Here is a 24874-nt window from a genome sequence, read left to right on the forward strand (position 1 = left end):
AGATGGTGATGCCGGGGGACAACATCTCGATGGCGGTCGAGCTGATCGCGCCGATCGCCATGGACAAGGGCCTGCGTTTCGCCATCCGAGAGGGCGGCCGAACCGTCGGCGCCGGCGTCGTCGCCGATATCATCGAATAGAAAGGCAGAAAAATTCGGCGCCCGGTAATGGGCGCCGGAGTTTTTGTGGATTACGGCCATGGAACAACAAAACATACGAATCCGATTGAAGGCGTTCGATCACCGTGTGCTCGATTTGTCGACGAATGAGATCGTCCATACGGCGAAGCGCACCGGCGCCGAAGTTCGGGGGCCGATCCCGCTGCCGACCAAGATCGAGCGTTACACGGTATTGCGCTCGCCGCATATCGACAAGAAATCGCGCGAGCAGTTCGAAATTCGCACCCATCGCCGACTCTTGGACATCATTGATCCGACGCCCCAAACGGTGGACGCGCTCATGAAGCTCGATCTTGCCTCGGGCGTCGACGTGGAAATCAAGCTGTAGGGCCGAGTCATGCGTACGGGAATTATCGCACGAAAAGTCGGCATGACCCGAGTCTTCACGGATGAGGGCCGGCACGTACCGGTTACCGTTCTCGAAGTTTCCGGTTGCCAGGTGGTCGCCACCCGGACGACGGAGCGTGACGGATATTCGGCGGTGCAACTCGGCTTTGGCAAGGCCAAGGCCAAGAATGTCACGCGCGCCGTGCGCGGGCATTTCGCAAAGGCGAAGGTGGAGCCCAAGGGCAAAGTCGTTGAATTTCGCGTTAGCGAAGATGCGGTCCTGAATGTAGGCGCCGAGCTGGCGGCCAGCCATTTCGCGATCGGCCAATATGTCGACGCGACCGGCACTTCGATCGGCAAGGGCTTTGCTGGCGCCATGAAGCGGCACAATTTTCGGGGCCTGCGCGCATCACATGGCGTTTCCGTCTCCCACCGGTCCCATGGGTCTACCGGCCAATGCCAGGATCCCGGCAAGGTCTTCAAAGGCAAGAAGATGGCGGGACAAATGGGCAATAGCCGCGTGACTACACAGAACCTGGAAGTGGTTTCGACGGACGACGAGCGCGGCCTTGTCTTGATCCGGGGCGCCGTACCGGGAGCCACCGGGGGCTACGTCCTGTTGCGGGACGCAGTGAAGAAGGACATGCCGGAGGGTGTGCCGTTCCCCGCCGGATTGCGCGATGCCGGTGCCGCGGCGGTCGAGACAGCGAACTCCGCAAGTGACGCACAATCTGAGACCGCTTCCGAGCCGGCGGAGGATGCCCAAGCCGGTGACGGGTCCGCTTCCGAAGACGTCGAAGAGAAGGACGCCTAGGTCATGAAATGCAACGTCGTGACGCTCGAAAACAAGGAAGCCGGAGAGATTGATCTCGACGACGCCGTTTTTGCGTTGCCGGCCCGCAAGGACATACTCGCCCGGATGGTGAACTGGCAGCTCGCCCGTACGCGTGCAGGGACCCACAGCACCAAGGGACGCGGCGAGGTAAGGGGTGCCAATCGTAAACCATGGCGTCAAAAGGGAACCGGACGTGCGCGTGCGGGTAACACCAAGATCAGTCAGTTCCGGGGCGGCGGTGTGGTCTTCGGTCCGACGCCGCGCGACCATGGCACCAAGCTGCCCAAGAAAGTTCGGCGCCTGGCGTTGAAGACGGCGCTGTCGGCGAAAAGCGCCGAAGGCAAGCTGGTCGTGATTGACAGCGCCAGTCTCAATGAGGCCAAGACAAAGTTGTTGGCGGGAGCCTTGCGAAAGCTCGGCATTCGCTCGGCGCTCGTTATCGATGGCCCCGAGCTCAATGAGAACTTCGTGCGTGCGGCCTCGAACATCGTTGGCATCGACGTCCTGCCGCAGCAGGGTGCGAATGTCTACGACATTCTCCGCCGGGATGTCTTGGTCTTGACCCGGGACGCGGTCAGCCACTTGGAGGCGCGACTCAAATGAGCCGGAAGATTATGGCAAAACCCTCGGTAAGCCGCGAACGGATGTACGACATCATTCGCAGCCCGTTGATCACCGAAAAATCGACCCTCGGCGGCGAACACAATCAGGTGACATTTCGCGTGCCCCTGGATGCGACCAAGCCAGAAATCAAACTGGCTGTCGAAGGCCTATTCTCCGTCAAGGTGAAGGCAGTCAACACCTTGCGTCAGCGCGGCAAGGTGAAACGGTTTCGGGGCGAATTGGGCCGTCGGCCCGACCTGAAGAAAGCGATCGTTACCCTCGAGGACGGGCATTCGATCGACGTAACGACAGGGGTCTAGGACAATGGCATTGAAGACCCATAAGCCGGTGACGCCTGGGCGACGACAGCTTGTCTTGGTCGATCGTTCCCGATTGTGGAAAGGCCAGCCGGTCAAGGAATTGACCGAAGGTCTCAGCAAGAAAGGCGGCCGTAACAACGCCGGCCGTATAACCGCGCGTCGGGTCGGCGGTGGCCACAAGCGACGCTACCGGATCGTCGACTTCAAACGTCGGAAGTTCGATGTTCCGGCCAAGGTCGAGCGCCTCGAATACGATCCGAACCGCTCGGCGTTTATCGCATTGGTCACCTACGAAGACGGCCAGCAAGCCTACATCCTGGCGCCCCAGCGGTTGCAGCCGGGCGATACAGTGGTGTCCGGCGATCGCGTCGACATCAAGCCCGGTAACGCCATGCCGATGAAGAACATGCCGATCGGGACGATTATCCATAACGTCGAAATGAAGGCCGGCAAGGGTGGCCAAATCGCGCGCGCCGCGGGAACCTATTGCCAGTTGATTGGCCGTGATTCCGGGTATGCGCAGCTGCGGTTGGGGTCCGGGGAAATGCGCATGGTGCGAGCGGAATGCATGGCCACCGTCGGCGCGGTCTCGAATTCGGACCAGCAGAACACGAACCTCGGCAAGGCAGGGCGCAAGCGCTGGCTGGGCAAGCGGCCATCGGTGCGCGGCGTTGCGATGAACCCGGTCGACCACCCGCACGGCGGTGGCGAGGGGCGAACGTCGGGTGGACGCCATCCAGTAACACCATGGGGCAAGCCCACCAAGGGCAAGCGGACCCGCCGCAAGAAACCGTCGGATCGGCTGATTATCCGCCGTCGCCACAAGAAGTCGTAGAGAAGGAGTAGTCCTTTGGCGCGTTCAGTTTGGAAGGGCCCATTCGTTGATGGATATCTGCTCAAAAAGGCAGAGACATCACGCGCTTCGGGGCGCAACGACGTGATTAGAACATGGTCGCGGAGATCGACGATCCTGCCGCAATTTGTTGGTTTGACGTTCGGTGTTCATAACGGCCACAAGTTCATACCCGTGCTGGTGACCGAGAACATGGTCGGGCACAAATTTGGCGAGTTTGCGCCGACACGTACCTTCTACGGCCATGCCGCCGACAAGAAGGCGAAGCGAGGTTAGTGATGGGTAAGCCGAAGGTCGACCGCAGGTTGAAAGACAATGAGGCGCGGGCCTATTTGCGTACGATTCGCACCAGCCCGCAGAAGCTCAACCTCGTGGCTCAGATGATTCGCGGAAAGCGGGCAGACACCGCTTTGGCGACCTTGACATTTTCGAAGCGCCGTATCGCGCGTGACGTCAAAAAGGTGCTCGAATCGGCGATTGCCAATGCCGAAAACAACCATCAGCTCGACGTCGACCGCCTCTTTGTTGCGGAAGCCTTTGTCGGCAAGAGCTTTGTAATGAAACGATTTCGGCCCAGGGCCCGTGGCCGGGTCGGACAGATTCAAAAGCCGTTCAGCAATCTTACCGTGGTTGTTCGGGAACGTGAGGAGACAGCCTAATGGGCCAGAAGGTCAATCCAATCGGACTGCGCCTCGGCATCAATCGTACCTGGGATTCGCGGTGGTACGCCGAAGATGACTATGGTGACTTGCTGCACGACGATCTGCGGATTCGCGAATACTTGCGCGAACGGCTGAGTCAAGCGGGTGTGAGCCGCATCGTCATCGAGCGCCCGGCGAAAAAGGCCCGAATTACCATTCATACGGCGCGACCCGGCGTGGTCATTGGCAAGAAGGGCCAGGACATCGAGAAATTACGTGCCGATCTTTCGCGGATGACCAAGAGCGACGTCCATCTCAATATCGTTGAGATTCGCAAGCCGGAAATAGAAGCCCGGCTGGTCGCGGAGAACGTGGCACAACAGTTGGAACGGCGCGTCGCATTCCGGCGTGCAATGAAACGGGCCGTGCAGTCCGCCATGCGTCTTGGGGCCGAAGGCATCAGGATCAATTGCGGCGGGCGTCTGGGTGGCGCGGAAATCGCGCGCATGGAGTGGTACCGCGAGGGCCGCGTGCCGCTTCACACCTTGCGCGCGGACATCGACTACGGTGAGGCGACCGCCAAGACGACCTATGGGACCTGTGGGGTCAAGGTTTGGATCTTCAAGGGTGAGATTTTGGCTCAGGACCCGATGGCGCAGGATAAGCGCGCCGCCGAGCAACAGCCGGCGCGCTAGAAGACGAAAGAGGATTTGGGTCATGCAAGCCCCGAAACGGACCAAATATCGCAAGCAGCACAAAGGCCGGATTCACGGTGCGGCCAAGGGTGGCACGACACTGAATTTCGGTGCGTACGGTCTCAAGGCGATCGCGCCCAATCGTGTAACAGCCCGGCAGATCGAAGCTGCGCGCCGCGCGATTACACGGCACATGCGCCGCGCGGGACGTGTCTGGATACGGATTTTTCCGGATATTCCAATCAGTTCCAAGCCGGCGGAAGTACGCATGGGAAGCGGCAAGGGGACACCGGAATTCTGGGCCTGTCGCGTGCATCCCGGTCGGATCATGTTCGAGGTCGACGGCGTATCGCGAGATGTCGCCAAGCGGGCGATGGAACTGGCCGCTGCGAAATTGCCACTAAAGACCAAGTTCGTCAGCCGGTTGGGTGAGGACTAAACGAATGAAGATCGAAGATTTCAGGTCCAAGTCGGACGACGAATTGAAAAGCCAGCTTCTTGGCCTCAAGAAGGAAGCCTTCAATTTACGCTTTCAGCGGGCCAGCGGCCAGCTCGAGAACACCGCGCGAGTGCGCCAGGTGCGACGCGATATCGGGCGCATCAAGACGGTCATCAATGAGCGGCATCGCGCCGTCGGTCAGGAGGGATAAGCCATGCCGAAGCGAGTCCTTCGCGGCACGGTCGTCAGTGACAAAGGCGATAAGACTGTGATCGTCAAAGTTGAACGTCGGGTCATGCACCCGATGTACAAGAAATTCATTACGCGTTCGAATCGATTCGCGGCGCATGATGCCGACAACAAGTACAAGATCGGCGATGTCGTTCACATCGAGGAATGTCGCCCGATCTCGAAGCGCAAGACTTGGCAAGTATTGGGATACGTCGGCGAAGTGGCCGCGCAGTAGGAATGTAAGCAATGATCCAGATGCAGACACGGCTCAGCGTGGCCGACAATTCCGGCGCCCGAAAAGTCCAATGCATCAAGGTCTTGGGCGGGTCAAAGCGCAAGACCGCGGGAGTTGGCGACGTCATTGTTGTCTCCGTCAAGGAGGCGATCCCGCGTGGTCGGGTCAAAAAGGGCAACATTCATCGTGCGGTCATCGTGCGGACGGCAAAGGAAATCCATCGTGACGATGGTACGTCGATTCGGTTCGATCGAAATGCTGCGGTGCTGATCACTGCGCAGGGCGAGCCGATTGGTACTCGCATTTTCGGCCCGGTGACCCGTGAGCTGAGACAGAAAGGGTACATGAAGATCATTTCCTTGGCGCCGGAGGTCTTGTGATGGCCGAAAAATTCAAGATCAAAAAAGGCGATCAGGTCGTCGTTCTGACCGGTCGCGATGAAGGCAAATCAGGCGAGATTCTCGAGGTGCGTCGCGGCGAGAATCGCGTCGTCGTGCAGGGCGTCAACATGATCAAGCGGCATCAGAGTGCGACTGCCCAGAATGCCGGTGGAATCATCGAGCGGGAAGCGTCGATCCATATATCCAATGTCTCCCATCTCGACCCGAAGGATAAAAAGCCGACCCGCGTCGGCTACAAGTTTCTCGAAGATGGACGGAAGGTGCGCTTTGCCCGGCGGTCCGGCGAAGTGATTGATCGATAGGCGTACGAGCAATGGCAAGATTGCAGGAACATTACAATTCAGTCGTCAAACCGGCGCTTCGCGAGGAGTTCAAGTACGAGAACCCTATGGAAGTGCCGCGCCTCGACAAGATCGTGGTCAATATGGGTGTCGGTGAGGCGGTCCAGGATTCGAAGAAGATCGACATCGCCGCGGCCGAACTGATGCAAATCACGGGGCAGAAACCGATCATCATTCGAGCCAGGAGATCCGTGGCGACGTTTAAGCTTCGTGAGGGAATGCCGGTTGGTGCGAAAGTCACCCTGCGACGGACCCGCATGTACGAGTTTCTCGACCGGCTGGTTACGATCGCCCTGCCGCGCGTTCGAGATTTTCGCGGGATCCGCGGCAAGAATTTCGATGGCCAGGGCAACTTCGCCTTGGGCCTGCGGGAACAGATTGTTTTTCCGGAAATCGATTACGACAAGATCGATGATATTCGGGGAATGGACATTGTTATTGTGACAACGGCGAAGACCGACGCGGAAGCGAAGGCGCTCCTGCGCGGTTTCGACATGCCGTTTGCCAACTAACGCTGAAGGCGGAGATAGCTACAATGGCGAAAAAGAGTGCCATCGAAAAAAACAAGCGGCGCAAGCGTTTAGTGATGAAATACGCTGACCGGCGCAACGCTCTCAAGGCGATCGCGCGGGATGACAACGTGCCGGCGGAAGAGCGGTTTGCAGCACGCCTGAAACTCGCCAAGATCGCGCGAAACTCGGCACCCAACCGGGTTCGAAATCGCTGCGAGGTGACCGGACGGCCGCGCTCTTTTTACCGCAAGTTCAAGATGTCGCGTATCGCACTGCGTGATCTTGCATCGACCGGACAAATTCCGGGCATGGTCAAGTCGAGCTGGTAGGGGGGACAGACAAGATGTCGATGAGCGATCCTCTCGGTGATTTGCTGACGCGCATTCGTAACGGACAGCGCGCGCACAAGATTACCGTCATAAGCCCCGCGTCAAGACTCCGCGCCAATGTGCTCGAGGTCCTGAAGCGAGAAGGCTATATCCGCGGCTACAGCTATGCGAACGACCGGCCTGGCGTGGATAAGTTGAACATCGAGCTCAAGTATCTCGACGGTGAACCGGTGATACGTGAAATCTCACGGGTTTCGAAGCCGGGCCGCCGCGTCTATTCGAAAATCAGGGACCTGCCGCGACAATATGGCGGTCTCGGAATCTCCATCCTGTCTACGCCGCGAGGCGTCCTATCGGATGCGGAGGCCCGGGATCAGAATGTCGGCGGCGAAGTCCTGTGTAAGGTCTTCTAGGGGGCGGCATGTCTCGAATTGGAAAAAACCCGGTACCGATTCCGGATGGGGTCGACGTCCAAGTTGTGGGTCAGACCATGACCGCTAAGGGCAAGCTCGGAGTCCTTGAGCTTCCTCTAAGCGACAATGTCGAAGTCAAAATCGAGGACAACGAGATTCGTGTGCGGCCGGTTGGCGAATCGAAACGGGCGCGGCAAATGTGGGGCACCATGCGAAGCCTGGTCGACAACATTGTCACTGGCGTCTCGGAAGGCTTCACCGTGAACTTGGAAATACATGGCGTCGGCTATCGCGCGTCGGTCGAAGGCGATGCTTTGAACCTTCAACTCGGTTATAGCCACGACGTCCGGTACACCATCCCCGACGGCATCACGATCAAGTGTGAACGGCCGACCCTTATTTCGGTGTCGGGTGCCAACAAGCAACGGGTCGGGCAAGTCGCCGCCGAGATTCGCGCCTACCGAAAGCCCGAGCCTTACAAGGGCAAAGGCGTGCGCTACGCAAACGAGTACATACTCCGCAAGGAAGGCAAGAAGAAGTAAGACAATGGCTAAGTCAATTGACCTGTTCTCGCGCCGAAAAGTGCGTAATCGAGCCAAAATGAGGCGGGTTGCCGGCGACCGCGTCAGGCTCTCCGTGTTTCGTTCAAGCAAGCATATCTATGCCCAGATAATCGATGACCGCGCAGGGCGGACATTGGCGTCGGCATCGAGTTTAGAAGCGGACGTGCGCAAAGCACTGAAGACCGGCGCCGACATCGAGGCCGCCAAGGCGGTCGGGCGAGTGATCGCTGAGCGCGCGACCCAAGCCGGTATCAAGGAAGTGTATTTCGATCGAGGCGGCTACATTTACCATGGCCGCATTCAAGCATTGGCCGAATCCGCCCGCGAGGGCGGATTGCAGTTCTAAAGGAACGTTCGATGGCAGCTCGTCACACACCGCGCGGCTCGGATTCACGCGAAGACAGCGACATAATCGAAAAGCTGGTCGCCATCAACCGCGTGGCAAAGGTGGTCAAAGGCGGCCGTCGATTTGGATTTGCGGCATTGGTCGTCGTTGGCGACGGCAAGGGTCATGTCGGCTACGGCCATGGCAAGGCCCGCGAAGTTCCCGAGGCCATCCGCAAGGCTACCGAGCAGGCGAAGGGGAACATGGTCCGCGTGCCGCTGCGGGAAGGGCGTACGCTTCACCATGACATCAACGGCCGATTTGGAGCGGGACACGTAACATTGAGAGCTGCGCCACCCGGCACCGGCATTATAGCTGGGGGGCCGATGCGCGCTGTTTTTGAGAGCCTTGGCGTTCACGACGTGGTTGCGAAGTCCATCGGCACATCAAACCCCTACAATATGGTCAAAGCGACCTTTGACGCGTTGCAGCGGGTAAATTCGCCGCGCCAAGTTGCCGCCCGACGCGGCAAACGGGTTGGCGATATCGTCGGCCGCCGCGAGTATGCAAGCGATAAGGAATAGTTGCCATGGCAACCGAGAAAAAGACCGTCAGGGTAACGCAAACCGGCAGCGCGATCGGACGATATCGAGAACAGCGTGAGACCCTTATCGGACTCGGCCTCAACAAGATCGGCCGTACCCGGGAGCTCGAGGACACGCCGGCCGTACGCGGCATGATCGCCAAAGTGAGCCATCTCGTTCGGGTCGAAGACTAGACGCCGCGGCGGCTCCGGTAACGCAAGGATCTATGTGATGCGACTAAACCAAATTTCCGACAATCCTGGTGCTCGGCGATCGCGAAAGCGGGTCGGGCGCGGTATGGCGTCCGGCACCGGGAAGACGGCCGGAAAGGGCCAGAAGGGTCAAAAATCCCGTTCCGGTGTTAGCCTTGTGGGCTTTGAAGGCGGTCAGATGCCCCTCTATCGCCGATTGCCGAAACGCGGATTCAACAACATCTTCAGGCGCACTCTGGAGGTCGTCAATCTTGGCCGTCTTCAGCAAGCGATCGACGCGAAGAAGCTCGATGCTGGAAAGACCATCGATATTGCCGCCCTGCAATCGGCCGGTTTGATCACGAAGCCGCGGGACGGCATTAAGCTTCTTGCAAAAGGCGAGTTGAAGGCCAAAGTAACGATTGAAGTGCATAGCGCATCCAAGACCGCGATTGCGGCCGTGGAGGCGGCAGGTGGGAAGGTGGTTCTGTTGGCGGTCTCGACAACCGGGGCCGAAGAGAAATCCGCTGTTTCGTCGACCAAGGATGCTGTGGACGCCTAACGGCGAGAACGGAAGCCCCGATGGCCTCAGCTGCCGAACAACTTGCGGCAAACATCAACTTTGGCGCGATCGCGAAGGCGACCGAGCTCAAGAAACGTATTTGGTTTACGTTGGGCGCGCTGATTATCTATCGCTTGGGCACCTATATCCCCGTGCCTGGCATAGATCCTGGAATTCTCGAAGATATTTTCCAGCAGAACGCCGGCGGGATTCTTGGCATGTTCGACATGTTCGCCGGCGGAGCGCTGGGGCGGATGACTATATTTGCGCTCAATATCATGCCGTATATCTCCGCCGCCATCATCATGCAGCTGATGACGGCTGTTTCGCCGCACCTGGAGCAGCTCAAGAAAGAGGGCGAGACGGGCCGCAAGAAGATCAATCAGTACACCCGATATGGCACTGTCTTTCTCGCCTTCATCCAAGGCTACGGGCTGGCCTCCGGGCTAGAGGGACTGACCGGTTCGCAGGGCTCCGCGGTCATCGATCCGGGCATGTTCTTTCGTCTGACGACGGCCATGACCTTGGCCGGTGGAACGATATTCCTGATGTGGCTGGGCGAACAGATCACCGCACGGGGCGTGGGCAACGGCATATCGTTGATCATTTTCTCCGGCATCGTGGCTAATTTGCCGGCGGCGATTGCGAGCACGCTGGAGCTTGGGCGCACCGGCGCCCTGTCGCCGTTATTCATCATTTTCCTGATCGCGATGTCGGTTCTCGTGATTGCCTTCATCGTCTTCATGGAGCGCGCCCAGCGACGGATCGTCATCCAGTATCCGAAGCGGCAACAGGGCAACCGGATGGTTGGCGGCGATTCATCGTTCCTGCCCCTGAAGCTCAATACTGCCGGTGTTATTCCGCCAATTTTCGCTAGCTCATTGTTGCTGATGCCGTTGACCGTCGCCAGTTTCAGTGGTGGTACCGGACCTGGTTGGCTGTCCGAACTGACCGCGCTGGTCGGTCGCGGTTCGCCGCTGTTTCTCGTCGTGTTCTCTGCCCTGATCATCTTTTTCTGTTTCTTCTATACGGCGATCGTCTTCAATCCCGAAGAAACGGCCGACAATTTGAAGAAATACGGCGGATTCGTTCCCGGTATTCGCCCGGGTAAGAATACGGCCGAATATTTGGATTACGTGCTTACACGCCTGACTTTTGTCGGTGCGGCCTATCTGACCCTCGTGTGCCTGCTGCCGGAGATTTTGATTTCCCGATTCGCGGTCCCCTTCTACTTCGGCGGTACCAGTCTGCTGATCGTCGTTACGGTCACGATGGACACGGTCGGACAGGTTCACGCCCATTTGCTGTCCCACCAGTATGACGGGCTGATCAAAAAGGCCAAGTTGAGAGGCCGGCGCGGATGAACCTGATCCTGTTGGGCCCACCGGGCGCCGGCAAGGGCACCCAAGCCAAACGCCTGGAGGACAAGTACGACCTCGTTCAGCTCTCGACCGGCGACATGCTGCGCGCGGCGGTCGCATCGGGCAGCGATATCGGGCGCAAAGCGAAGGCGGTAATGGACGCCGGGCAATTGGTCTCGGACGATATCATTATTGCCATGATCGCCGATCGAATCGATCAGCCCGACTGCGCCAATGGATTCATCCTCGACGGGTTTCCGCGCACGACGGCGCAGGCGGAGGCGCTCGACACGATGCTGGCGGAGAAGAGTCTTGCCCTCAGCTATGTTATCGAGCTCCGGGTCGACGACGGGGCACTGGTACGCCGCATAACCGGGCGCTATACCTGCGCGGCCTGTGGGGCCGGCTATCACGACGATTTTAAGCGGCCACAGAAAGACGGTATCTGCGACAAATGCGGCGGGACCGAGTTTACGCGTCGTGACGACGACAACGAAGAAACCGTCAGGGCGCGGCTCGAGGCTTATCACGAGCTTACCGCTCCCATACTGCCCTATTATGCGGAAAAGGGCATTCTCAAGGTCGTCGACGGGATGGCCGATATCGATGAAGTGGCGCGCCAAATCGATGGGGTCATGCAGGCCGCTTGAGCGGTTGACTTCGCACTGGCGCGGCCTATAATCCGGCCACCTTGGGTGGCCCCTCAGGGGCGTATTGTCGTGTCCGAATGGACGGTTGCCGACTTAGCACTCCCCGGAAATACAAGGAGTTACTGGCGTGGCGCGTATTGCTGGCGTGAACATTCCGACTCAGAAGCGGGTCGAGATCGGGTTGACCTATATTCGCGGGATTGGCCGGACAAAGGCCAAGCAAATATGCGACTCCGTCGGCATTCCAATCGAGCGCAGGGTCAACGAATTAAGCGAGGATGAGGTCATCCGTATTCGCGAGCTTATCGACCGCGATTTTCGTGTCGAAGGCGACCTCCGGCGCGAGGTCGCGATGAATATCAAGCGACTGATGGACCTCGGCTGCTATCGCGGCTTGCGGCACCGGAAAGGGTTGCCGGTACGCGGGCAACGGACACACACAAATGCGCGGACGCGCAAGGGCAAAGCGCGGCCTATCGCTGGTAAGAAGAAGGCGTAGCGCCACTACTTCGAAGGACAAAATATGGCGAAACCTGCTGCAACCGGGCGCGTTCGGCGCCGCGAGCGAAAAAACATTACTTCCGGCATCGCCCACGTGAACGCGACCTTCAATAACACGAAGATCACGATTACCGACGTGCAGGGAAATGCTATTGCATGGTCTTCGGCCGGCGGCCAGGGCTTCAAGGGTTCGCGAAAATCGACCCCCTATGCGGCGCAGATGGCGGCAGAGGATGCCGGACGCAAGGCACAGGAGCATGGCGTGAAGACGCTTGAGGTCGAAGTCAAGGGACCGGGCGCGGGACGTGAATCCGCCTTACGGGCACTGCAAGCAGTGGGATTTACGATTACGGCCATTCGCGACGTGACGCCGATTCCGCACAACGGGTGCCGTCCACCCAAACGCCGCCGCGTGTAGGCGCTATCGAGGACGAATTTGCGGCGCAATAGTTCGCCGCCAAGCAAAATTGAGCAAACGATCGCGGCAATTGCCGTGATAACGACATGAGGTCAGCGCGTGTTACAGAAAAATTGGACAGACATGATCAAACCCAAGGGCCTCAAAGTAGAGGCGGGTGATGATCCGGAGCGGGTTGCGACGATTACCGCAGAGCCGTTGGAGCGTGGCTTCGGGCTGACGCTCGGCAATGCGGTCCGTCGGGTCCTGTTGTCTTCGTTACAGGGCGCGGCGGTCACCTCCGTGCAGATCGAGGCCGTGCTCCATGAATTCTCCTCGATTCCCGGCGTGCGCGAGGATGTCACCGATATCGTTCTCAACATCAAATCGATCGGTCTACGCATGCATGGCGAGGGCCCGAAGCGCATGACATTGCGGTCGGTCGGTCCTGGCGAGGTCACCGCCGGAATGATTGAAACCGGCCACGACATCGAGATCATGGATCCCGATCTTATCATTTGCACATTGGACGACGGCGCCAAGCTCGACATGGAAATGACGGTCGAGTCGGGCAAGGGTTACGTCCCTGCGGCGCAGAACAGGGCCGAGGATGCGCCGATCGGATTGATTCCGGTTGACGCCATCTACAGCCCGGTCAAGAAGGTCACTTACCGGGTCGAAAATGCTCGTGTCGGGCAAGTGACCGACTACGACAAGCTGATTCTGAGTGTCGAAACCAATGGCGCGGTGACACCCGAAGATGCGGTCGCGCTGGCGGCGCGCATTCTTCAGGATCAGCTACAGTTGTTCATCAATTTCGAAGAGCCGAAGGCCGCCGAGGAGCACAGAGAAGAAGCCGACCTGCCGTTCAACAAGAACCTGCTGCGAAAGGTCGACGAACTCGAACTGTCGGTACGCTCGGCGAATTGTTTGAAGAACGACAATATCATTTACATTGGCGATCTCGTTCAGAAGACCGAGGCCGAAATGCTGAGGACTCCCAATTTTGGACGCAAGTCGCTCAACGAGATCAAAGAGGTTCTCGAGGGCATGGACCTGAGCCTTGGCATGGAGATTCCCAATTGGCCGCCGGAAAATATCGAGGAACTCGCCAAACGGCTCGAAGATCCGTACCAATAGACGCCCAGAAGAATCGGCTAGTGTGAAGAGAGGCAGTTATGCGTCACCGTAAGAGCGGCCGGAAATTCAGCCGCAGCCCCAGCCACCGTAAGGCCATGTTTTCGAATATGGCGGCGGCACTGATCAAGCACGAACAGATCACGACCACTCTGCACAAAGCCAAGGACCTGCGGGGCGTTGTGGATCGATTGGTGACCTTGGGCAAACGAGGCGACCTTCATGCCCGTCGGCAAGCGCTTTCGGAATTGGGCGGTGACCGAGCCATTACCCAAAAGCTGTTCGATGCATTGGCCGATCGATATAAGGACCGGCAAGGCGGATATACGCGTGTTTTGCGGTCCGGCTTCCGGTACGGCGACTCGGCGCCGATGGCGGTGATCGAACTGGTCGATCGGGATCCCGACGCAAAGGGTCAGGACTCGGGGCCGGTTATCGTCGACGAAGAAGCGGAGACCGCCGCAGAGGCTTGAACATAGCTGTGGTTGGCACCAGAATCGGAGGGCAGCCAAAATGGGCTGCCCTTTGCATTTGCGACGGCCTTTATCTTGGCATTCGGATGATGGTTGGGATCGGGGAAATGCGGAAAGCGCTGCTGTCGGCCATGGTCATCGTTTTGGCCTGCGGAATCGGTCCCGGATCGTTTGCCGACAGCCGCGCGGTGCCGAAATCTCGATCGCAGATCACCCTCTCTTTCGCGCCGGTCGTGAAGCAAGTTGCTCCCGCCGTCGTCAATATCTTCGCGCGCAAAAGCGTCAGGCAGAGACATGTCTCGCCGTTCTTCAATGATCCTTTCTTCCGACGTTTCTTCGGCGATGAGTCCCCATTCTTTGGCGTTCCGCGCCAACGGATAGAACGCGCTCTCGGATCCGGCGTCCTGATCCGTGCGGACGGTATCATTGTCACCAATCACCATGTCGTCGATGGCGCCGATGAGATCACCGCCGTCCTGTCCGATCGCAGGGAATTCGATGCCAGACTCGTCGGCTCCGACGAAAGGACCGACCTCGCGGTGCTGGCTATCGATACCGCCGGCGAAGCAATGCCCTTTCTCGATCCTTCGGATTCGGACGATGTTGAGGTCGGCGACCTGGTCATTGCGGTGGGAAATCCCTTTGGCGTGGGGCAGACGGTGACCAGCGGCATTATTTCGGCGCTGGCACGGACCAACGTCGGAATAACCGATTTTCAATCCTTCATTCAAACCGACGCGGCCATCAATCCAGGCAATTCGGGCGGCGCATTGGTCACCGTCGACGGCCGCCTCATCGGGATCAATTCGGCCATCTTCACGCGCGGTGGGGGTTCGATCGGCATTGGCTTCGCCATCCCGTCGGACATGGTCGTCGCCGTGGTTCGAGACATCCTCAGCGGTGGCAAAGTCGCCCGCCCGTGGCTCGGCGCGTGGGGGCAGGAGGTTACCGCGGAGATCGCATCCTCGATGGGCCTCCACCGGCCAGTCGGCGTCATGGTCAACAAGCTGCATCCCGCCGGACCGGCGGCCATGGCCGGAATCGAGGTTGGCGATATCATTCAGACCGTCGACGGCCGCGAGGTGGCCGACAACGAGTCGCTGGAATACCGGATTGCCACCGCCAATATTGGCGATACCGTGAAATTCACCGGCATTTTCGGCGTTGGCCGCGACCAATTGTCTGCGGTATTGATCGCGCCGCCGGAAATCCCGGCCCGCGATACGGCGATTCTCGAGGGTCGCCATCCCCTCGACGGTGCCACGGTGGCCAACTTTTCGCCGGCGCTCGCGGAAGAAGTCGGTTTCGAGGACGCCTTCGCCGAAGGCGTCATTATTCTCGACGTGAAAGGCCGGACTCAGGCTGCGCGGCTCGGTTTCCGTCGGGGTGATTTCGTTGTCAGCGTGGCCGGCCGGTCCGTCGATGACGTTCGCGGGCTGAGACGACTGATCTCGAAGCCGCAACGGACCTGGAAGATCTCGATCAAACGGGGGGGACAAGTCATTTCCGTTGTGGTGCAGGGGTGAACACACTCTTCGAATCGCAAGCTCCGCGGCCGTTGGCGGACCGGGTCAGGCCGACGGAGATGGGCGATGTCGTCGGGCAAGCCCACCTAATCGGCACCGCCGGCCCGATTGGCCGCATACTCGAATCGGGGCGTCTCTCGTCGATCATTCTATGGGGGCCGCCCGGAACCGGGAAAACGACAATCGCCCGTCTTCTGGCCGACGCAACAGCGCTCGAGTTCGTCTCGTTGTCGGCGGTTTTCTCCGGCGTGGCGGATCTGCGAAAGATTTTCGATGCGGCCCGCCGTCGGCGCGAGGAGGGTCGAGGCACGCTCCTGTTCATTGACGAGGTCCATCGATTCAACCGCGCTCAGCAAGATGGGTTTCTCCCCTATGTCGAGGACGGCACGGTAACGTTGGTCGGCGCGACGACCGAGAACCCGTCATTTGAGCTGAACGGCGCATTGTTGTCCCGGTGCCAGGTTCTGATCTTGAACCGGCTCGATGATGCGGCGCTGGAACTCTTGCTGGCGCGTGCCGAAAATGCCGAATGCCGAGTGCTGCCGCTTTCTCCAGACGCGCGCGCGGCGCTTCGTGCGATGGCCGACGGCGATGGCCGGTACCTGCTCAACCTGGCCGAGGAGCTTTTCGCCCTTGGTTCCGATGAGCCCTTGGAGGTCAACGATCTCGTACAGGTCGTCCAGCAGCGCGCACCGCTCTACGACAAGAGCCAGGAGGGCCACTACAATCTGATTAGCGCATTGCATAAGTCTTTGCGCGGCTCCGACACTGATGCGGCGCTGTATTGGCTGGCGCGGATGTTGGTTGGCGGGGAGGATCCGCGCTACATCGCACGGCGGCTGACCCGGTTCGCCATCGAAGATATCGGTTTGGCCGACCCGAATGCCCTCAATCAGGCTATCGCGGCTTGGCAAGCCTATGAAAGGTTGGGCTCACCCGAGGGCGACCTGGCACTGGCCCAGCTTGTCATCTATCTCGGAACCGCGCCGAAATCCAATGCGGCCTATCGCGCATTCGGCGAGGCAAGGAACGCGGCCACGGAGACGGGTTCGCTGATGCCGCCCAAACATATCCTCAATGCGCCGACACGGCTGATGAAGGATATCGGCTACGGTGCCGGCTATCGTTACGATCACGACACGGCCGAGGGGTTTTCCGGTCAGAACTACTTCCCCGATGATCTGCCGCGCCAAAGTTACTACGCACCCGCGGACCGAGGATTCGAACGTGAAATCCGCAAGCGCCTGACATATTGGGAGAAATTGCGTCAACAACTCGTCGAGCAGCAGTAATCGGGCATGATGGCGGAGGGAAAGGTGGAGCCATGAAAATGGTACTTGCCGTCGCGGCCGGCGGGGCGGTGGGCGCGCTTGCCCGATACGCGGTCATGATCGGCGTAGGCATGATGACCACGACTCATTTCCCGCTCGGGACGATTGCGGTCAACATCTTGGGCTCTTTTGTTCTCGGTGCGCTGGTTGAACTTTCCGCGCTGGTTATTTCGCTCACGCCGGAGCTTCGTGCCTTCCTGGTCGTCGGCGTGTTGGGCGCGTTTACGACATTCTCGACGTTTTCCATGGACGTGGTGGCGCTGGCCGGGCGCCACGACATGGCGCAGGCGGGATTGTACATCGCGGTATCGGTCGTCTTTGGGGTCATCGCATTCGTCGGCGCGATGCGTATCGTCCGGTGGCTGGTCGGGTGACGGGCGTTCGAACAATTCGGGTCGCATCGGATGAGACGGATTTGCGGCTCGATCGCTGGTTTCGGCGCCATTTCCCGAACCTGAAGCACGGGGAATTGGAGCGTCTGCTGCGGACCGGCCAGGTTCGGGTCAACGGCCGGCGGGTCAAATCCGGCCATCGGCTCACTGCCGAGGATGCGGTTCGTATTCCGCCACGCGCCGCCGCGGCGCCCGGATCGTCGCCAGCCGATGATCGACGCCATCTTTCCGACATCGACAAGGCCTTCGTTCAAGGCCTGGTCTTGCACCGCGACGATCATGTCATCGCACTCAACAAGCCCTCCGGTCTCGCGGTTCAGGGAGGGACCGCGACCCTTCGCCATCTCGATGCGCTTCTGAATGGCTTGAAGTACGATAAGGACGTGCGCCCTCGATTGGTCCACCGATTGGACAAGGATACGAGCGGCGTCCTTTTGCTGGCGCGATCCGCAAACGCCGCCGCCGGCTTGGCGGAGGCGTTTCGCGACAAGTCCGCGCGCAAGTCTTATTGGGCGTTGGTGGTCGGTGTTCCGGAGCCTCAGACGGGCATTGTCGAATCGGCCCTCGCGAAAGGGGGCGGTGCGGGCCGCGAACTCATGGCGGTCGTGGAGCACGGGCGGCACGCACAAACGCGATACCGGGTGGTGGATACGGCAGATGGATTTGCGTGGCTGGAGATGATGCCAATTACTGGCCGTACACACCAACTTAGGGTTCACGCCCTGCAATGCGGAACCCCGATTGTCGGCGACCGAAAATATGGCGGTTCCCGTGCGGTGCCCGAACGCGACGATATCGGACCGAAGCTGCATTTGCATGCGCGTGCGATCGAAATACCGCACCCGGCGGGCGGGCGTCTGAAAATAACCGCGCCGCTGCCGGCGCACATGGTTACGAGTTGGCAGGCTTTGGGGTTCGAGACTTGACCGCGACAGAGCTCAAATTGGTGGTGTTCGATCTCGACGGCACGCTTGTCGACAGTCTCGCCATGATCCAACAGGCGATGACCGGCGCCGCGCAAGGCGTCGGCGTCGCGTCGCCAAATCGGGAATCCGTGCGCAATGTCATCGGATTGCCGCTGCGTCAGGCGGTAGCAAATGTATTCCCCGGCCTGACCGAGCAACATTGGGACGAGTTGACCGCCGGCTACAAGCGAGTCTTTTCCGACCTGATTGCGGGGGGCGGCGACGGAGAATCGCTTTATCCGGGTGCGGTCGAGTGTCTTGAAGAATTGAATTTGGCAGGCTTCTTGCTGGGGATCGCAACAGGCAAAGGACGACGTGGGCTTGACGACGTGCTCGACCGGCATGGGTTAGGTCATCATTTCGCCACCCTCCAGACCAGCGATTTCGGTCCCGGAAAGCCGCATCCCGATATGCTCAACCGGGCAATGGCAGAGGCGGGCGTTTCACCAAGCGACACCATCATGGTCGGTGACACCTCCTTCGATATGGAGATGGCCAAGGCCGCGGGTGCCGGCGCCATCGGTGTCGACTGGGGCTATCACGCGGTAGCCGGGCTGCATCGATGCGGCGCCGACCAAATTGCCTATCGTTTCGACGAAATCGTTCCGGCCGTGGGCCGGCTTTTCAACGATAGGGGTGCGAACGGTTGAGGCGTTTCTACAAGACCGCCACCGTGGCCGAAGACGACGGTGTGTTCGCCGTCGCACTCGACGGCCGAACGATCCAAAGCCCGGCTCGAAACCGATTTGTTGTTCCCAGTCGCGCCCTCGCCGAAGCGATCGCCGACGAATGGCGCTGTCAAGACGAGGAAATCGACTTCTATCTCATGCCGCTGATGCGGTTGGCGGGCATCGCGATCGATGACGTATCACCCCGACTGGATTCGGCGATCGACGATATTATCGATTATGGCCATACCGACCTGACCTGCTATCGCGCCGATAGCCCGGCGGACCTGGTCGATCGGCAGCACCATCAGTGGCAGCCCTTGTTGGATTGGATCGGCCAGAACCATGGTGTCCGTTTCCTGCCGACCACCGGCGTGACCCCTGTGCCGCAACCCGAGCAATCGCTGGCCGCGTTGCGCAAAGCCATAGCCACGACCGATCCGTTCATCGTTGCCGGGTTGAACGCGGCCACCAAAGCCTGCGGCTCCGTTGTCATCGCGCTGGCGCTGCGTGACCGCAGAATTGATGCGGAAACCGCCTGGGAAGCCGCGCAACTCGACGAAAATTTTCAGATCGAGAAATGGGGCGTTGACGACGAGGCCGCGGAGCGCCGGGCGAGCATTCGGGCCGACCTTGGCACCGCCGCGCGATTTCTCGAGCTCTGTACCAGCGGCTAACGGAATTTGCCGCTACGCGCCTTTCGCTCTAACAAGGTGCGGCGGTGTGGGCTTATAATCGACGGTAGCAACCGCTAGCCGGGGGAGAGATATGCAGGAAATCATCCATCAGTTGGAAGTAATGAGGAAGGGCGCCCGTGCCGGTGGTGGCGAGAAACGCATCGCCGCTCAGCATGGCAAGGGCAGGTTGACCGCGCGGGAGCGCATCGAACTGCTCTTGGATTTTGATAGCTTCGAGGAATACGACATGTTCGTGACGCACCGCTGTACCGATTTCGGCATGGCGGATCAGACGGTGCCCGGTGACGGTGTGGTTACCGGTTGGGGCACCATAAACGGGCGCATGGTGTTCGTATTCAGCCAGGATTTTACCGTCTTCGGCGGGTCGCTTTCGGAGACCCACGCCGAGAAGATTTGCAAGATCATGGACCAGGCGATGAAGGTGGGGGCCCCGGTTATCGGCATCAACGATTCGGGCGGTGCCCGTATTCAAGAGGGGGTTGCATCCCTGGCCGGTTATGCGGAGGTATTTCAGCGGAACGTGCTCGCCTCAGGCGTCGTGCCGCAGATTTCGCTGATCATGGGGCCATGCGCGGGCGGGGCCGTATACTCGCCGGCGATGACGGACTTCATCTTCATGGTCAAGGATTCGTCCTACATGTTCGTGACCGGGCCCGACGTCGTAAAAACCGTGACCCACGAAAATGTGACGCATGAAGAACTTGGCGGTGCGATAACCCATACCTCCAAATCGGGTGTCGCCGATCTGGCCTTGGAAAACGACATCGAGGCGTTATTGGAGCTGCGCCGATTCATGGACTTCCTTCCCGCATCGAATCGCGAAGCCCCGCCCGAACGGATGTGCGATGACCCGATTGATCGCGCGGAAATCTCGCTCGATACCCTTATTCCTCCCGACCCGAACAAGCCATACGACATGAAGGAGTTGATCGAAAAGGTCGTCGATGAGGACGACTTCTTCGAAACCCAGCCGAACTATGCCAAGAACATCGTTACCGGATTCGGCCGCATTGAAGGCTCGACGGTTGGTGTCGTGGCCAATCAGCCGATGGTCCTAGCGGGATGTCTTGACATAGCCTCTGCGATCAAAGGAGCGCGGTTCGTCAGGTTTTGCGATTGTTTCAATATTCCCATCTTGACCTTCGTCGATGTGCCGGGATTTCTGCCCGGGACCGCGCAAGAGTTCGGCGGGATCATCAAGCATGGCGCCAAACTCCTCTTCGCCTACGCCGAGGCGACCGTTCCCAAGGTCACCGTGATTACCCGCAAGGCCTATGGCGGTGCTTATGACGTCATGAGTTCCAAGCATTTGCGAGGCGACGTTAACTATGCATGGCCGAGTGCGGAGATCGCGGTGATGGGCCCGAAAGGCGCGGTCGAAATCATTTTTCGTGCCGATATCGGAGAAGACTCCAAGATCGCGGAACGGACCGAGGAATATCGGCGCAAATTCGCCAATCCCTTCGTGGCCGGTTCTCGCGGCTTCATTGACGACGTCATAATGCCGCGCAATACGCGGCGACGGGTTGCCAATGCATTGGCGATGCTGCGGGACAAGCAGCTCGAAAATCCGTGGAAAAAGCATAGCAACCTTCCGCTCTAGAAAGGATCGATCAAGAGCATGGCAAACCGGAGAATCCGAGGTTTCCGGGTGCATCTCCTCATATATGGAGTCATTGCCGTGTTTGCGGTCCTGATCAATCTGGTCCTTGATGGTACGTTGTCATGGGCACTATTCGTGATTGTTGCGTGGGGGGCACCGCTTGCCGTCCATTGTGCCTATGCGATGAACCTTTTCGGCGGCTCGGAATAGCCTGGACACGATGTGACCCTATCGCTCGGATCACGCGGTACACGCTGATTGCGGACTCAAGAATCCGCCGTTCGTCTTAGGTCGTCAACGCCGCCCCTGGCGGGTTGTTAAGGTTAGGCAGTGGACGGCCCAAAACCGGTCTGATAAACGAGTGGGCGGGGAAGGCAAACTTTTGGGACAACGGCATCCAGTGGCGGAAGGGGATCGGTTGCATGTTTTCAAAAATCTTGATCGCCAACCGCGGTGAAATCGCGTGCCGGGTCATGGTTACGGCGCGGCGGCTGGGAATTGCGACCGTGGCCGTTTACTCGGAGGCCGATCGCGACGCGTTGCACGTGCAGATGGCCGATGAAGCCGTATTGATCGGGCCGGCTCCGTCAGCCGAAAGCTATCTCGTTATCGATCGTATCGTCCAAGCCGCACGGGATACGGGCGCAGAAGCGATCCATCCGGGATACGGTTTTCTATCTGAAAACCAAGAATTTGCCAGAGCTCTCGAGGGTGCCGGAATTGTCTTCATCGGTCCCAATGTCGGTGCGATCGCCGCGATGGGCGACAAGATCGAATCGAAGAAGCTAGCCCTGGACGCGAACATCAATACGGTCCCGGGTCACGCCGGTTTGATCGAAGACGCGGATGCCGCAATCGAAGTCGCACGCGACATCGGGTATCCGGTAATGATCAAGGCTTCCGCTGGGGGCGGGGGTAAAGGCATGCGAGTCGCATACACAGACGACCAGGCCCGCGACGGCTTTCGTTCGGCCCAGAGCGAGGCTAAGTCAAGCTTTGCGGACGACCGCATATTCGTCGAAAAATTCATCGAAGAACCGCGTCATATTGAGATTCAGATACTCGCCGACACCCACGGCAACGTCATTTATCTCGGTGAGCGTGAGTGTTCCATTCAAAGACGCCATCAAAAAGTCATCGAGGAGGCGCCGTCGCCATTCTTGGACTCGGCGACCCGCGAAGCTATGGGTGCGCAGGCCGTCGCTCTGGCGCGCGCCGTCGACTATCAGTCCGCCGGCACGGTGGAATTTATCGTCGATCGCGATCGCAACTTCTACTTTTTGGAAATGAATACGCGGCTGCAGGTGGAGCATCCTGTAACCGAATTCATCACCGGACTCGATCTCGTCGAGCAAATGATACGGGTCGCCGCGGGCGAAAAGCTGGAGTTGCAGCAGAATGAGGTGACCTATTCGGGATGGGCCGTCGAGACCCGCGTATACGCTGAAGATCCGCTGCGAAATTTCCTGCCTTCCATTGGGCGCCTAACTCATTATCGGGAGCCAGCCGGCGAGGACGGCGTACGGGTCGACACCGGGGTCTTTGAAGGTGGTGAGATCAGCATGTACTACGATCCGATGATCGCCAAGGTCATTACCCACGGGGTGGATCGTGAGCAGGCTATCGAACGGATGCGGGGTGCCTTGGATGCGTTTTATATCCGTGGCGTGTCGCACAATATTCCGTTCTTGAGCGCACTCATGGCCCACCCGCGATTCGTCCAGGGCGACTTGTCGACCAACTTCATCGCAGACGAATTTCCCGATGGGTTTGCCGCGGTCGAATTGAGCGAGGAGGATCTGCAGCGTTTCATCGCCGTATTGGCCGCGTTGCATCGCATGGAGACCGAACGCGCGACCCACCTGGGCGGGCAGCTCGATGGCCGGGAAGTTCGAGTCGCGGAAGATTGGGTCGTCATTGCTTTGGGTCGGCAATTTCCGGTCCGAACACATCGAAATGGCGACGCTATCAATGTCGAAATTGCCGGAACACAATATGCTGTCGATGGAATCTGGCGACCTGGCCTGCGGCTCTTTCGGGGGCTCCTGAATTCGCACGAAGTTTGCTTCCAAGTCGACAAGGTCGGGCTTGGCCACCGACTGACGGGGAACGGCGCGTCGCTAGAGGCCCGGGTCGTCACCCCGCGTGTCGCCGAGCTTTCCCAATTCATGCCTGTGAAAGAAGCGGCAGACCTATCGAACTATCTACTATCGCCGATGCCTGGCCTGCTCATATCCGTCGCCGTGGAAGTGGGTCAGGATGTCAAAGCCGGCGAGGAGCTGGCCATCGTCGAGGCGATGAAGATGGAGAACGTGCTGCGCGCCGAGCGCGATGGCGTGGTCAAGGAACTCCATGCCACGCCGGGAGAAAGCCTGGCTGTCGATCAAGCGATCGTCGAGTTCGAATGAATGCAGTGCCGGCGAAGTCCGTCCGTGTTCTTATCCGCGGACGTGTCCAAGGAGTATGGTTTCGCGGCTGGACGGTGGAGCAGGCGCGGTCGAGGGGGCTCTTCGGCTGGGTTCGAAATCTGCCCGACGGGACGGTCGAAGCTCTGTTTTCCGGCCCGGTACCGCAGGTTGATGACATGACTAGGGCCTGTCACCAGGGTCCGCGATTTGCTCGAGTCGATTCGGTTGGCGTCGAGTCGGCAAAGGCGCCGGTCGAAGAAGATTTCCATGAAATATGAAGCCACTAGCGACCGGGCGCCGATACCGCTCGCCGGGTTGGTTGAATTTCGTCCGGCCCAATTTCACCAAAGACCGAGTGGTAGGTCGAAATCAATGCCACATCCAGATCCGCCATGGTCACCGGAAGTCCGAGGTCGATGAGCGAGGTGACGCCATACCTCTCGGTATCGATCCCGCACGGGACGATACCTCCGAAATGACTGAGATCGGGCTCAACATTGATCGCAATACCGTGGAAGGTGACCCATCGACGGATACGAACGCCGATCGCCGCGATCTTATCCTCGCGCCCGCCGCCACGTGAAATCCAGATGCCGACACGGCCCTCTCGCCGCTCTCCCCGCAGGTTAAACTTGTCCAGCGTTCGAATGATCCATTCTTCAAGGTCGTAGACGAAACAGCGAACGTCATTGTCGCGGCGGGTCAGGTCGAGCATCACATAGACGACCCGTTGCCCGGGGCCGTGATAGGTGTACTGCCCACCGCGTCCGGTGCGATAGACCGGAAAACGATCGGGATCCAAGAGGTCGGTATCTCGTGCGCTTGTGCCCGCGGTATAGAGCGGGGGGTGTTCGACAAGCCAGATCAACTCCGATTCCTGGTGCGCCCGGATTCCTGCGACGCGCCGCTCCATTGCCGCGATGGCGGCCTCGTAGTCGACCAAGCCGTCGCTAGTCTGCCATTCGATGTCGGCCATGCCGCAACCCTAGCGTTTCGGCCATACGCCGTGAACCCTTGATAACATTGCACTGATTTGCTATCTCCCCCCGGGAATTCAGCGGTCGTGGCGGAATTGGTAGACGCGCAGCGTTGAGGTCGCTGTGGGGTAATACCCCGTGGAAGTTCGAGTCTTCTCGACCGCACCATTGGTTCACGGCCCGTCGCGGACGCGGCGGGCCTTTGTTG

General features: G+C 59.3%; 39 protein-coding genes and 1 tRNA gene. 39 read left to right on the forward strand and 1 reads right to left on the reverse strand.

All coding sequences use genetic code 11. From position 1 onward, the window contains the following. From tuf to GY791_02780, 38 genes are all read left to right on the forward strand, one after another. The coding region (gene tuf / locus GY791_02595) for an elongation factor Tu (GenBank protein MCP4327311.1) at positions 1 to 140 on the forward strand (140 nt) is incomplete at its 5' end. 58 nt (positions 141 to 198) lie between these two features. Continuing rightward, positions 199 to 507, forward strand: a complete 309-nt coding sequence (gene rpsJ / locus GY791_02600; GenBank protein MCP4327312.1) for a 30S ribosomal protein S10 — start codon at positions 199 to 201, stop codon at positions 505 to 507. A 9-nt stretch (positions 508 to 516) separates the two neighbouring features. Next, a complete protein-coding gene (gene rplC, locus GY791_02605) occupies positions 517 to 1320 on the forward strand; it encodes a 50S ribosomal protein L3 (protein ID MCP4327313.1) in 804 nt (267 codons plus the stop codon). Between the two features lie 3 nt (positions 1321 to 1323). Then, positions 1324 to 1944: a 50S ribosomal protein L4 gene (rplD, locus tag GY791_02610; protein ID MCP4327314.1), complete on the forward strand. Its 621-nt coding sequence runs from the start codon at positions 1324 to 1326 to the stop codon at positions 1942 to 1944. Positions 1945 to 1955: 11 nt separating this feature from the next. Continuing rightward, complete coding sequence (locus tag GY791_02615; protein ID MCP4327315.1) at positions 1956 to 2264, forward strand: 50S ribosomal protein L23; 309 nt, start codon at positions 1956 to 1958, stop codon at positions 2262 to 2264. Positions 2265 to 2268: 4 nt separating this feature from the next. Then, complete coding sequence (gene rplB, locus GY791_02620) at positions 2269 to 3099, forward strand: 50S ribosomal protein L2 (protein MCP4327316.1); 831 nt, start codon at positions 2269 to 2271, stop codon at positions 3097 to 3099. 15 nt (positions 3100 to 3114) lie between these two features. Continuing rightward, a complete protein-coding gene (gene rpsS / locus GY791_02625) occupies positions 3115 to 3393 on the forward strand; it encodes a 30S ribosomal protein S19 (protein MCP4327317.1) in 279 nt (92 codons plus the stop codon). A 2-nt stretch (positions 3394 to 3395) separates the two neighbouring features. After that, on the forward strand, positions 3396 to 3776 hold the full coding sequence (rplV, locus tag GY791_02630; protein ID MCP4327318.1) for a 50S ribosomal protein L22: 381 nt from the start codon (positions 3396 to 3398) through the stop codon (positions 3774 to 3776). Next, entirely contained in the window at positions 3776 to 4453 is a 678-nt protein-coding gene (gene rpsC, locus GY791_02635; GenBank protein MCP4327319.1) for a 30S ribosomal protein S3, read from the forward strand. Before rplV ends, rpsC begins: the two co-directional genes overlap by 1 nt. 22 nt (positions 4454 to 4475) lie before the next feature. Further along, positions 4476 to 4892, forward strand: a complete 417-nt coding sequence (rplP, locus tag GY791_02640) for a 50S ribosomal protein L16 (GenBank protein ID MCP4327320.1) — start codon at positions 4476 to 4478, stop codon at positions 4890 to 4892. Positions 4893 to 4896: 4 nt separating this feature from the next. After that, positions 4897 to 5103 carry a 50S ribosomal protein L29 gene (gene rpmC, locus GY791_02645; protein ID MCP4327321.1) on the forward strand — a complete coding sequence of 69 codons (207 nt, stop codon included), beginning with the start codon at positions 4897 to 4899 and terminating at the stop codon, positions 5101 to 5103. A gap of 3 nt (positions 5104 to 5106) precedes the next feature. Beyond that, positions 5107 to 5358: a 30S ribosomal protein S17 gene (gene rpsQ, locus GY791_02650; GenBank protein MCP4327322.1), complete on the forward strand. Its 252-nt coding sequence runs from the start codon at positions 5107 to 5109 to the stop codon at positions 5356 to 5358. A gap of 11 nt (positions 5359 to 5369) precedes the next feature. Continuing rightward, complete coding sequence (gene rplN, locus GY791_02655) at positions 5370 to 5738, forward strand: 50S ribosomal protein L14 (GenBank protein ID MCP4327323.1); 369 nt, start codon at positions 5370 to 5372, stop codon at positions 5736 to 5738. Then, on the forward strand, positions 5738 to 6061 hold the full coding sequence (gene rplX / locus GY791_02660; protein MCP4327324.1) for a 50S ribosomal protein L24: 324 nt from the start codon (positions 5738 to 5740) through the stop codon (positions 6059 to 6061). Before rplN ends, rplX begins: the two co-directional genes overlap by 1 nt. An 11-nt stretch (positions 6062 to 6072) precedes the next feature. Next, positions 6073 to 6612 (forward strand): 50S ribosomal protein L5, encoded by a 540-nt coding sequence (gene rplE, locus GY791_02665; protein ID MCP4327325.1) that lies wholly within the window; start codon positions 6073 to 6075, stop codon positions 6610 to 6612. Between the two features lie 23 nt (positions 6613 to 6635). Next, positions 6636 to 6941 (forward strand): 30S ribosomal protein S14, encoded by a 306-nt coding sequence (gene rpsN, locus GY791_02670; GenBank protein ID MCP4327326.1) that lies wholly within the window; start codon positions 6636 to 6638, stop codon positions 6939 to 6941. 14 nt (positions 6942 to 6955) lie between these two features. Then, positions 6956 to 7354 (forward strand): 30S ribosomal protein S8, encoded by a 399-nt coding sequence (gene rpsH / locus GY791_02675; protein MCP4327327.1) that lies wholly within the window; start codon positions 6956 to 6958, stop codon positions 7352 to 7354. A gap of 8 nt (positions 7355 to 7362) precedes the next feature. Then, entirely contained in the window at positions 7363 to 7896 is a 534-nt protein-coding gene (gene rplF / locus GY791_02680; GenBank protein MCP4327328.1) for a 50S ribosomal protein L6, read from the forward strand. A gap of 4 nt (positions 7897 to 7900) precedes the next feature. After that, entirely contained in the window at positions 7901 to 8263 is a 363-nt protein-coding gene (gene rplR, locus GY791_02685; GenBank protein ID MCP4327329.1) for a 50S ribosomal protein L18, read from the forward strand. A gap of 11 nt (positions 8264 to 8274) precedes the next feature. After that, positions 8275 to 8826 carry a 30S ribosomal protein S5 gene (rpsE, locus tag GY791_02690; protein MCP4327330.1) on the forward strand — a complete coding sequence of 184 codons (552 nt, stop codon included), beginning with the start codon at positions 8275 to 8277 and terminating at the stop codon, positions 8824 to 8826. Between the two features lie 5 nt (positions 8827 to 8831). Continuing rightward, a complete protein-coding gene (rpmD, locus tag GY791_02695) occupies positions 8832 to 9020 on the forward strand; it encodes a 50S ribosomal protein L30 (GenBank protein MCP4327331.1) in 189 nt (62 codons plus the stop codon). Positions 9021 to 9057: 37 nt separating this feature from the next. Continuing rightward, entirely contained in the window at positions 9058 to 9579 is a 522-nt protein-coding gene (locus tag GY791_02700; protein ID MCP4327332.1) for a 50S ribosomal protein L15, read from the forward strand. Positions 9580 to 9599: 20 nt separating this feature from the next. Further along, positions 9600 to 10943, forward strand: a complete 1344-nt coding sequence (secY, locus tag GY791_02705) for a preprotein translocase subunit SecY (protein MCP4327333.1) — start codon at positions 9600 to 9602, stop codon at positions 10941 to 10943. After that, positions 10940 to 11590 (forward strand): adenylate kinase, encoded by a 651-nt coding sequence (locus GY791_02710; protein MCP4327334.1) that lies wholly within the window; start codon positions 10940 to 10942, stop codon positions 11588 to 11590. Before secY ends, GY791_02710 begins: the two co-directional genes overlap by 4 nt. Before the next feature lie 127 nt (positions 11591 to 11717). Continuing rightward, complete coding sequence (gene rpsM / locus GY791_02715) at positions 11718 to 12089, forward strand: 30S ribosomal protein S13 (protein MCP4327335.1); 372 nt, start codon at positions 11718 to 11720, stop codon at positions 12087 to 12089. A gap of 24 nt (positions 12090 to 12113) precedes the next feature. Then, positions 12114 to 12509: a 30S ribosomal protein S11 gene (rpsK, locus tag GY791_02720; GenBank protein ID MCP4327336.1), complete on the forward strand. Its 396-nt coding sequence runs from the start codon at positions 12114 to 12116 to the stop codon at positions 12507 to 12509. 99 nt (positions 12510 to 12608) lie between these two features. Beyond that, complete coding sequence (locus tag GY791_02725) at positions 12609 to 13628, forward strand: DNA-directed RNA polymerase subunit alpha (protein MCP4327337.1); 1020 nt, start codon at positions 12609 to 12611, stop codon at positions 13626 to 13628. A 38-nt stretch (positions 13629 to 13666) separates the two neighbouring features. Beyond that, entirely contained in the window at positions 13667 to 14098 is a 432-nt protein-coding gene (rplQ, locus tag GY791_02730) for a 50S ribosomal protein L17 (protein MCP4327338.1), read from the forward strand. Between the two features lie 98 nt (positions 14099 to 14196). After that, the gene (locus GY791_02735; GenBank protein ID MCP4327339.1) at positions 14197 to 15624 is read left to right on the forward strand and encodes a Do family serine endopeptidase; all 1428 of its coding nucleotides are present in this window, start codon (positions 14197 to 14199) and stop codon (positions 15622 to 15624) included. A gap of 59 nt (positions 15625 to 15683) precedes the next feature. Beyond that, positions 15684 to 16916, forward strand: coding sequence for a replication-associated recombination protein A (locus tag GY791_02740; protein MCP4327340.1), 1233 nt, complete (start codon positions 15684 to 15686; stop codon positions 16914 to 16916). A 32-nt stretch (positions 16917 to 16948) separates the two neighbouring features. Continuing rightward, positions 16949 to 17329, forward strand: a complete 381-nt coding sequence (crcB, locus tag GY791_02745; GenBank protein ID MCP4327341.1) for a fluoride efflux transporter CrcB — start codon at positions 16949 to 16951, stop codon at positions 17327 to 17329. Then, on the forward strand, positions 17326 to 18273 hold the full coding sequence (locus tag GY791_02750; protein MCP4327342.1) for an RluA family pseudouridine synthase: 948 nt from the start codon (positions 17326 to 17328) through the stop codon (positions 18271 to 18273). The genes crcB and GY791_02750 overlap by 4 nt, the downstream gene beginning before the upstream one ends. After that, complete coding sequence (locus GY791_02755) at positions 18270 to 18962, forward strand: HAD-IA family hydrolase (protein ID MCP4327343.1); 693 nt, start codon at positions 18270 to 18272, stop codon at positions 18960 to 18962. Before GY791_02750 ends, GY791_02755 begins: the two co-directional genes overlap by 4 nt. Continuing rightward, positions 18959 to 19657: an ATPase gene (locus GY791_02760; protein MCP4327344.1), complete on the forward strand. Its 699-nt coding sequence runs from the start codon at positions 18959 to 18961 to the stop codon at positions 19655 to 19657. Before GY791_02755 ends, GY791_02760 begins: the two co-directional genes overlap by 4 nt. A 91-nt stretch (positions 19658 to 19748) precedes the next feature. After that, entirely contained in the window at positions 19749 to 21281 is a 1533-nt protein-coding gene (locus GY791_02765) for an acyl-CoA carboxylase subunit beta (protein ID MCP4327345.1), read from the forward strand. A gap of 18 nt (positions 21282 to 21299) precedes the next feature. After that, positions 21300 to 21491 (forward strand): 2TM domain-containing protein, encoded by a 192-nt coding sequence (locus GY791_02770; protein ID MCP4327346.1) that lies wholly within the window; start codon positions 21300 to 21302, stop codon positions 21489 to 21491. A 212-nt stretch (positions 21492 to 21703) separates the two neighbouring features. Beyond that, positions 21704 to 23689 carry an acetyl/propionyl/methylcrotonyl-CoA carboxylase subunit alpha gene (locus GY791_02775; GenBank protein MCP4327347.1) on the forward strand — a complete coding sequence of 662 codons (1986 nt, stop codon included), beginning with the start codon at positions 21704 to 21706 and terminating at the stop codon, positions 23687 to 23689. Beyond that, entirely contained in the window at positions 23686 to 23967 is a 282-nt protein-coding gene (locus tag GY791_02780) for an acylphosphatase (protein MCP4327348.1), read from the forward strand. Before GY791_02775 ends, GY791_02780 begins: the two co-directional genes overlap by 4 nt. A gap of 5 nt (positions 23968 to 23972) precedes the next feature. Here the strand turns inward: GY791_02780 and lipB are convergent, their stop codons facing one another. Next, positions 23973 to 24665 (reverse strand): lipoyl(octanoyl) transferase LipB, encoded by a 693-nt coding sequence (lipB, locus tag GY791_02785; protein ID MCP4327349.1) that lies wholly within the window; start codon positions 24663 to 24665, stop codon positions 23973 to 23975. A gap of 81 nt (positions 24666 to 24746) precedes the next feature. Between lipB and GY791_02790 the strand changes: the two genes are divergently transcribed. Then, positions 24747 to 24834 (forward strand) — tRNA-Leu (locus tag GY791_02790). Positions 24835 to 24874 lie beyond the last annotated feature (40 nt).

It is taken from the genome of Alphaproteobacteria bacterium, assembly GCA_024244705.1.
Lineage (GTDB): Bacteria > Pseudomonadota > Alphaproteobacteria > JAAEOK01 > JAAEOK01 > JAAEOK01.

What these genes read in the sequence shown, in the direction of transcription:
- rpsJ (MCP4327312.1), top strand. Translation starts at nt 199, where the DNA reads ATGGAACAACAAAACATACGAATCCGATTGAAGGCGTTCGATCACCGT.
- rplC (MCP4327313.1), top strand. Translation starts at nt 517, where the DNA reads ATGCGTACGGGAATTATCGCACGAAAAGTCGGCATGACCCGAGTCTTC.
- rplD (MCP4327314.1), top strand. Translation starts at nt 1,324, where the DNA reads ATGAAATGCAACGTCGTGACGCTCGAAAACAAGGAAGCCGGAGAGATT.
- GY791_02615 (MCP4327315.1), top strand. Translation starts at nt 1,956, where the DNA reads ATGGCAAAACCCTCGGTAAGCCGCGAACGGATGTACGACATCATTCGC.
- rplB (MCP4327316.1), top strand. Translation starts at nt 2,269, where the DNA reads ATGGCATTGAAGACCCATAAGCCGGTGACGCCTGGGCGACGACAGCTT.
- rplV (MCP4327318.1), top strand. Translation starts at nt 3,396, where the DNA reads ATGGGTAAGCCGAAGGTCGACCGCAGGTTGAAAGACAATGAGGCGCGG.
- rpsC (MCP4327319.1), top strand. Translation starts at nt 3,776, where the DNA reads ATGGGCCAGAAGGTCAATCCAATCGGACTGCGCCTCGGCATCAATCGT.
- rplP (MCP4327320.1), top strand. Translation starts at nt 4,476, where the DNA reads ATGCAAGCCCCGAAACGGACCAAATATCGCAAGCAGCACAAAGGCCGG.
- rpmC (MCP4327321.1), top strand. Translation starts at nt 4,897, where the DNA reads ATGAAGATCGAAGATTTCAGGTCCAAGTCGGACGACGAATTGAAAAGC.
- rpsQ (MCP4327322.1), top strand. Translation starts at nt 5,107, where the DNA reads ATGCCGAAGCGAGTCCTTCGCGGCACGGTCGTCAGTGACAAAGGCGAT.
- rplN (MCP4327323.1), top strand. Translation starts at nt 5,370, where the DNA reads ATGATCCAGATGCAGACACGGCTCAGCGTGGCCGACAATTCCGGCGCC.
- rplX (MCP4327324.1), top strand. Translation starts at nt 5,738, where the DNA reads ATGGCCGAAAAATTCAAGATCAAAAAAGGCGATCAGGTCGTCGTTCTG.
- rplE (MCP4327325.1), top strand. Translation starts at nt 6,073, where the DNA reads ATGGCAAGATTGCAGGAACATTACAATTCAGTCGTCAAACCGGCGCTT.
- rpsN (MCP4327326.1), top strand. Translation starts at nt 6,636, where the DNA reads ATGGCGAAAAAGAGTGCCATCGAAAAAAACAAGCGGCGCAAGCGTTTA.
- rpsH (MCP4327327.1), top strand. Translation starts at nt 6,956, where the DNA reads ATGTCGATGAGCGATCCTCTCGGTGATTTGCTGACGCGCATTCGTAAC.
- rplF (MCP4327328.1), top strand. Translation starts at nt 7,363, where the DNA reads ATGTCTCGAATTGGAAAAAACCCGGTACCGATTCCGGATGGGGTCGAC.
- rplR (MCP4327329.1), top strand. Translation starts at nt 7,901, where the DNA reads ATGGCTAAGTCAATTGACCTGTTCTCGCGCCGAAAAGTGCGTAATCGA.
- rpsE (MCP4327330.1), top strand. Translation starts at nt 8,275, where the DNA reads ATGGCAGCTCGTCACACACCGCGCGGCTCGGATTCACGCGAAGACAGC.
- rpmD (MCP4327331.1), top strand. Translation starts at nt 8,832, where the DNA reads ATGGCAACCGAGAAAAAGACCGTCAGGGTAACGCAAACCGGCAGCGCG.
- GY791_02700 (MCP4327332.1), top strand. Translation starts at nt 9,058, where the DNA reads ATGCGACTAAACCAAATTTCCGACAATCCTGGTGCTCGGCGATCGCGA.
- secY (MCP4327333.1), top strand. Translation starts at nt 9,600, where the DNA reads ATGGCCTCAGCTGCCGAACAACTTGCGGCAAACATCAACTTTGGCGCG.
- GY791_02710 (MCP4327334.1), top strand. Translation starts at nt 10,940, where the DNA reads ATGAACCTGATCCTGTTGGGCCCACCGGGCGCCGGCAAGGGCACCCAA.
- rpsK (MCP4327336.1), top strand. Translation starts at nt 12,114, where the DNA reads ATGGCGAAACCTGCTGCAACCGGGCGCGTTCGGCGCCGCGAGCGAAAA.
- rplQ (MCP4327338.1), top strand. Translation starts at nt 13,667, where the DNA reads ATGCGTCACCGTAAGAGCGGCCGGAAATTCAGCCGCAGCCCCAGCCAC.
- GY791_02740 (MCP4327340.1), top strand. Translation starts at nt 15,684, where the DNA reads ATGGGCGATGTCGTCGGGCAAGCCCACCTAATCGGCACCGCCGGCCCG.
- crcB (MCP4327341.1), top strand. Translation starts at nt 16,949, where the DNA reads ATGAAAATGGTACTTGCCGTCGCGGCCGGCGGGGCGGTGGGCGCGCTT.
- GY791_02765 (MCP4327345.1), top strand. Translation starts at nt 19,749, where the DNA reads ATGCAGGAAATCATCCATCAGTTGGAAGTAATGAGGAAGGGCGCCCGT.
- GY791_02770 (MCP4327346.1), top strand. Translation starts at nt 21,300, where the DNA reads ATGGCAAACCGGAGAATCCGAGGTTTCCGGGTGCATCTCCTCATATAT.
- GY791_02775 (MCP4327347.1), top strand. Translation starts at nt 21,704, where the DNA reads ATGTTTTCAAAAATCTTGATCGCCAACCGCGGTGAAATCGCGTGCCGG.
- GY791_02780 (MCP4327348.1), top strand. Translation starts at nt 23,686, where the DNA reads ATGAATGCAGTGCCGGCGAAGTCCGTCCGTGTTCTTATCCGCGGACGT.
- lipB (MCP4327349.1), bottom strand. Translation starts at nt 24,665, where the DNA reads ATGGCCGACATCGAATGGCAGACTAGCGACGGCTTGGTCGACTACGAG.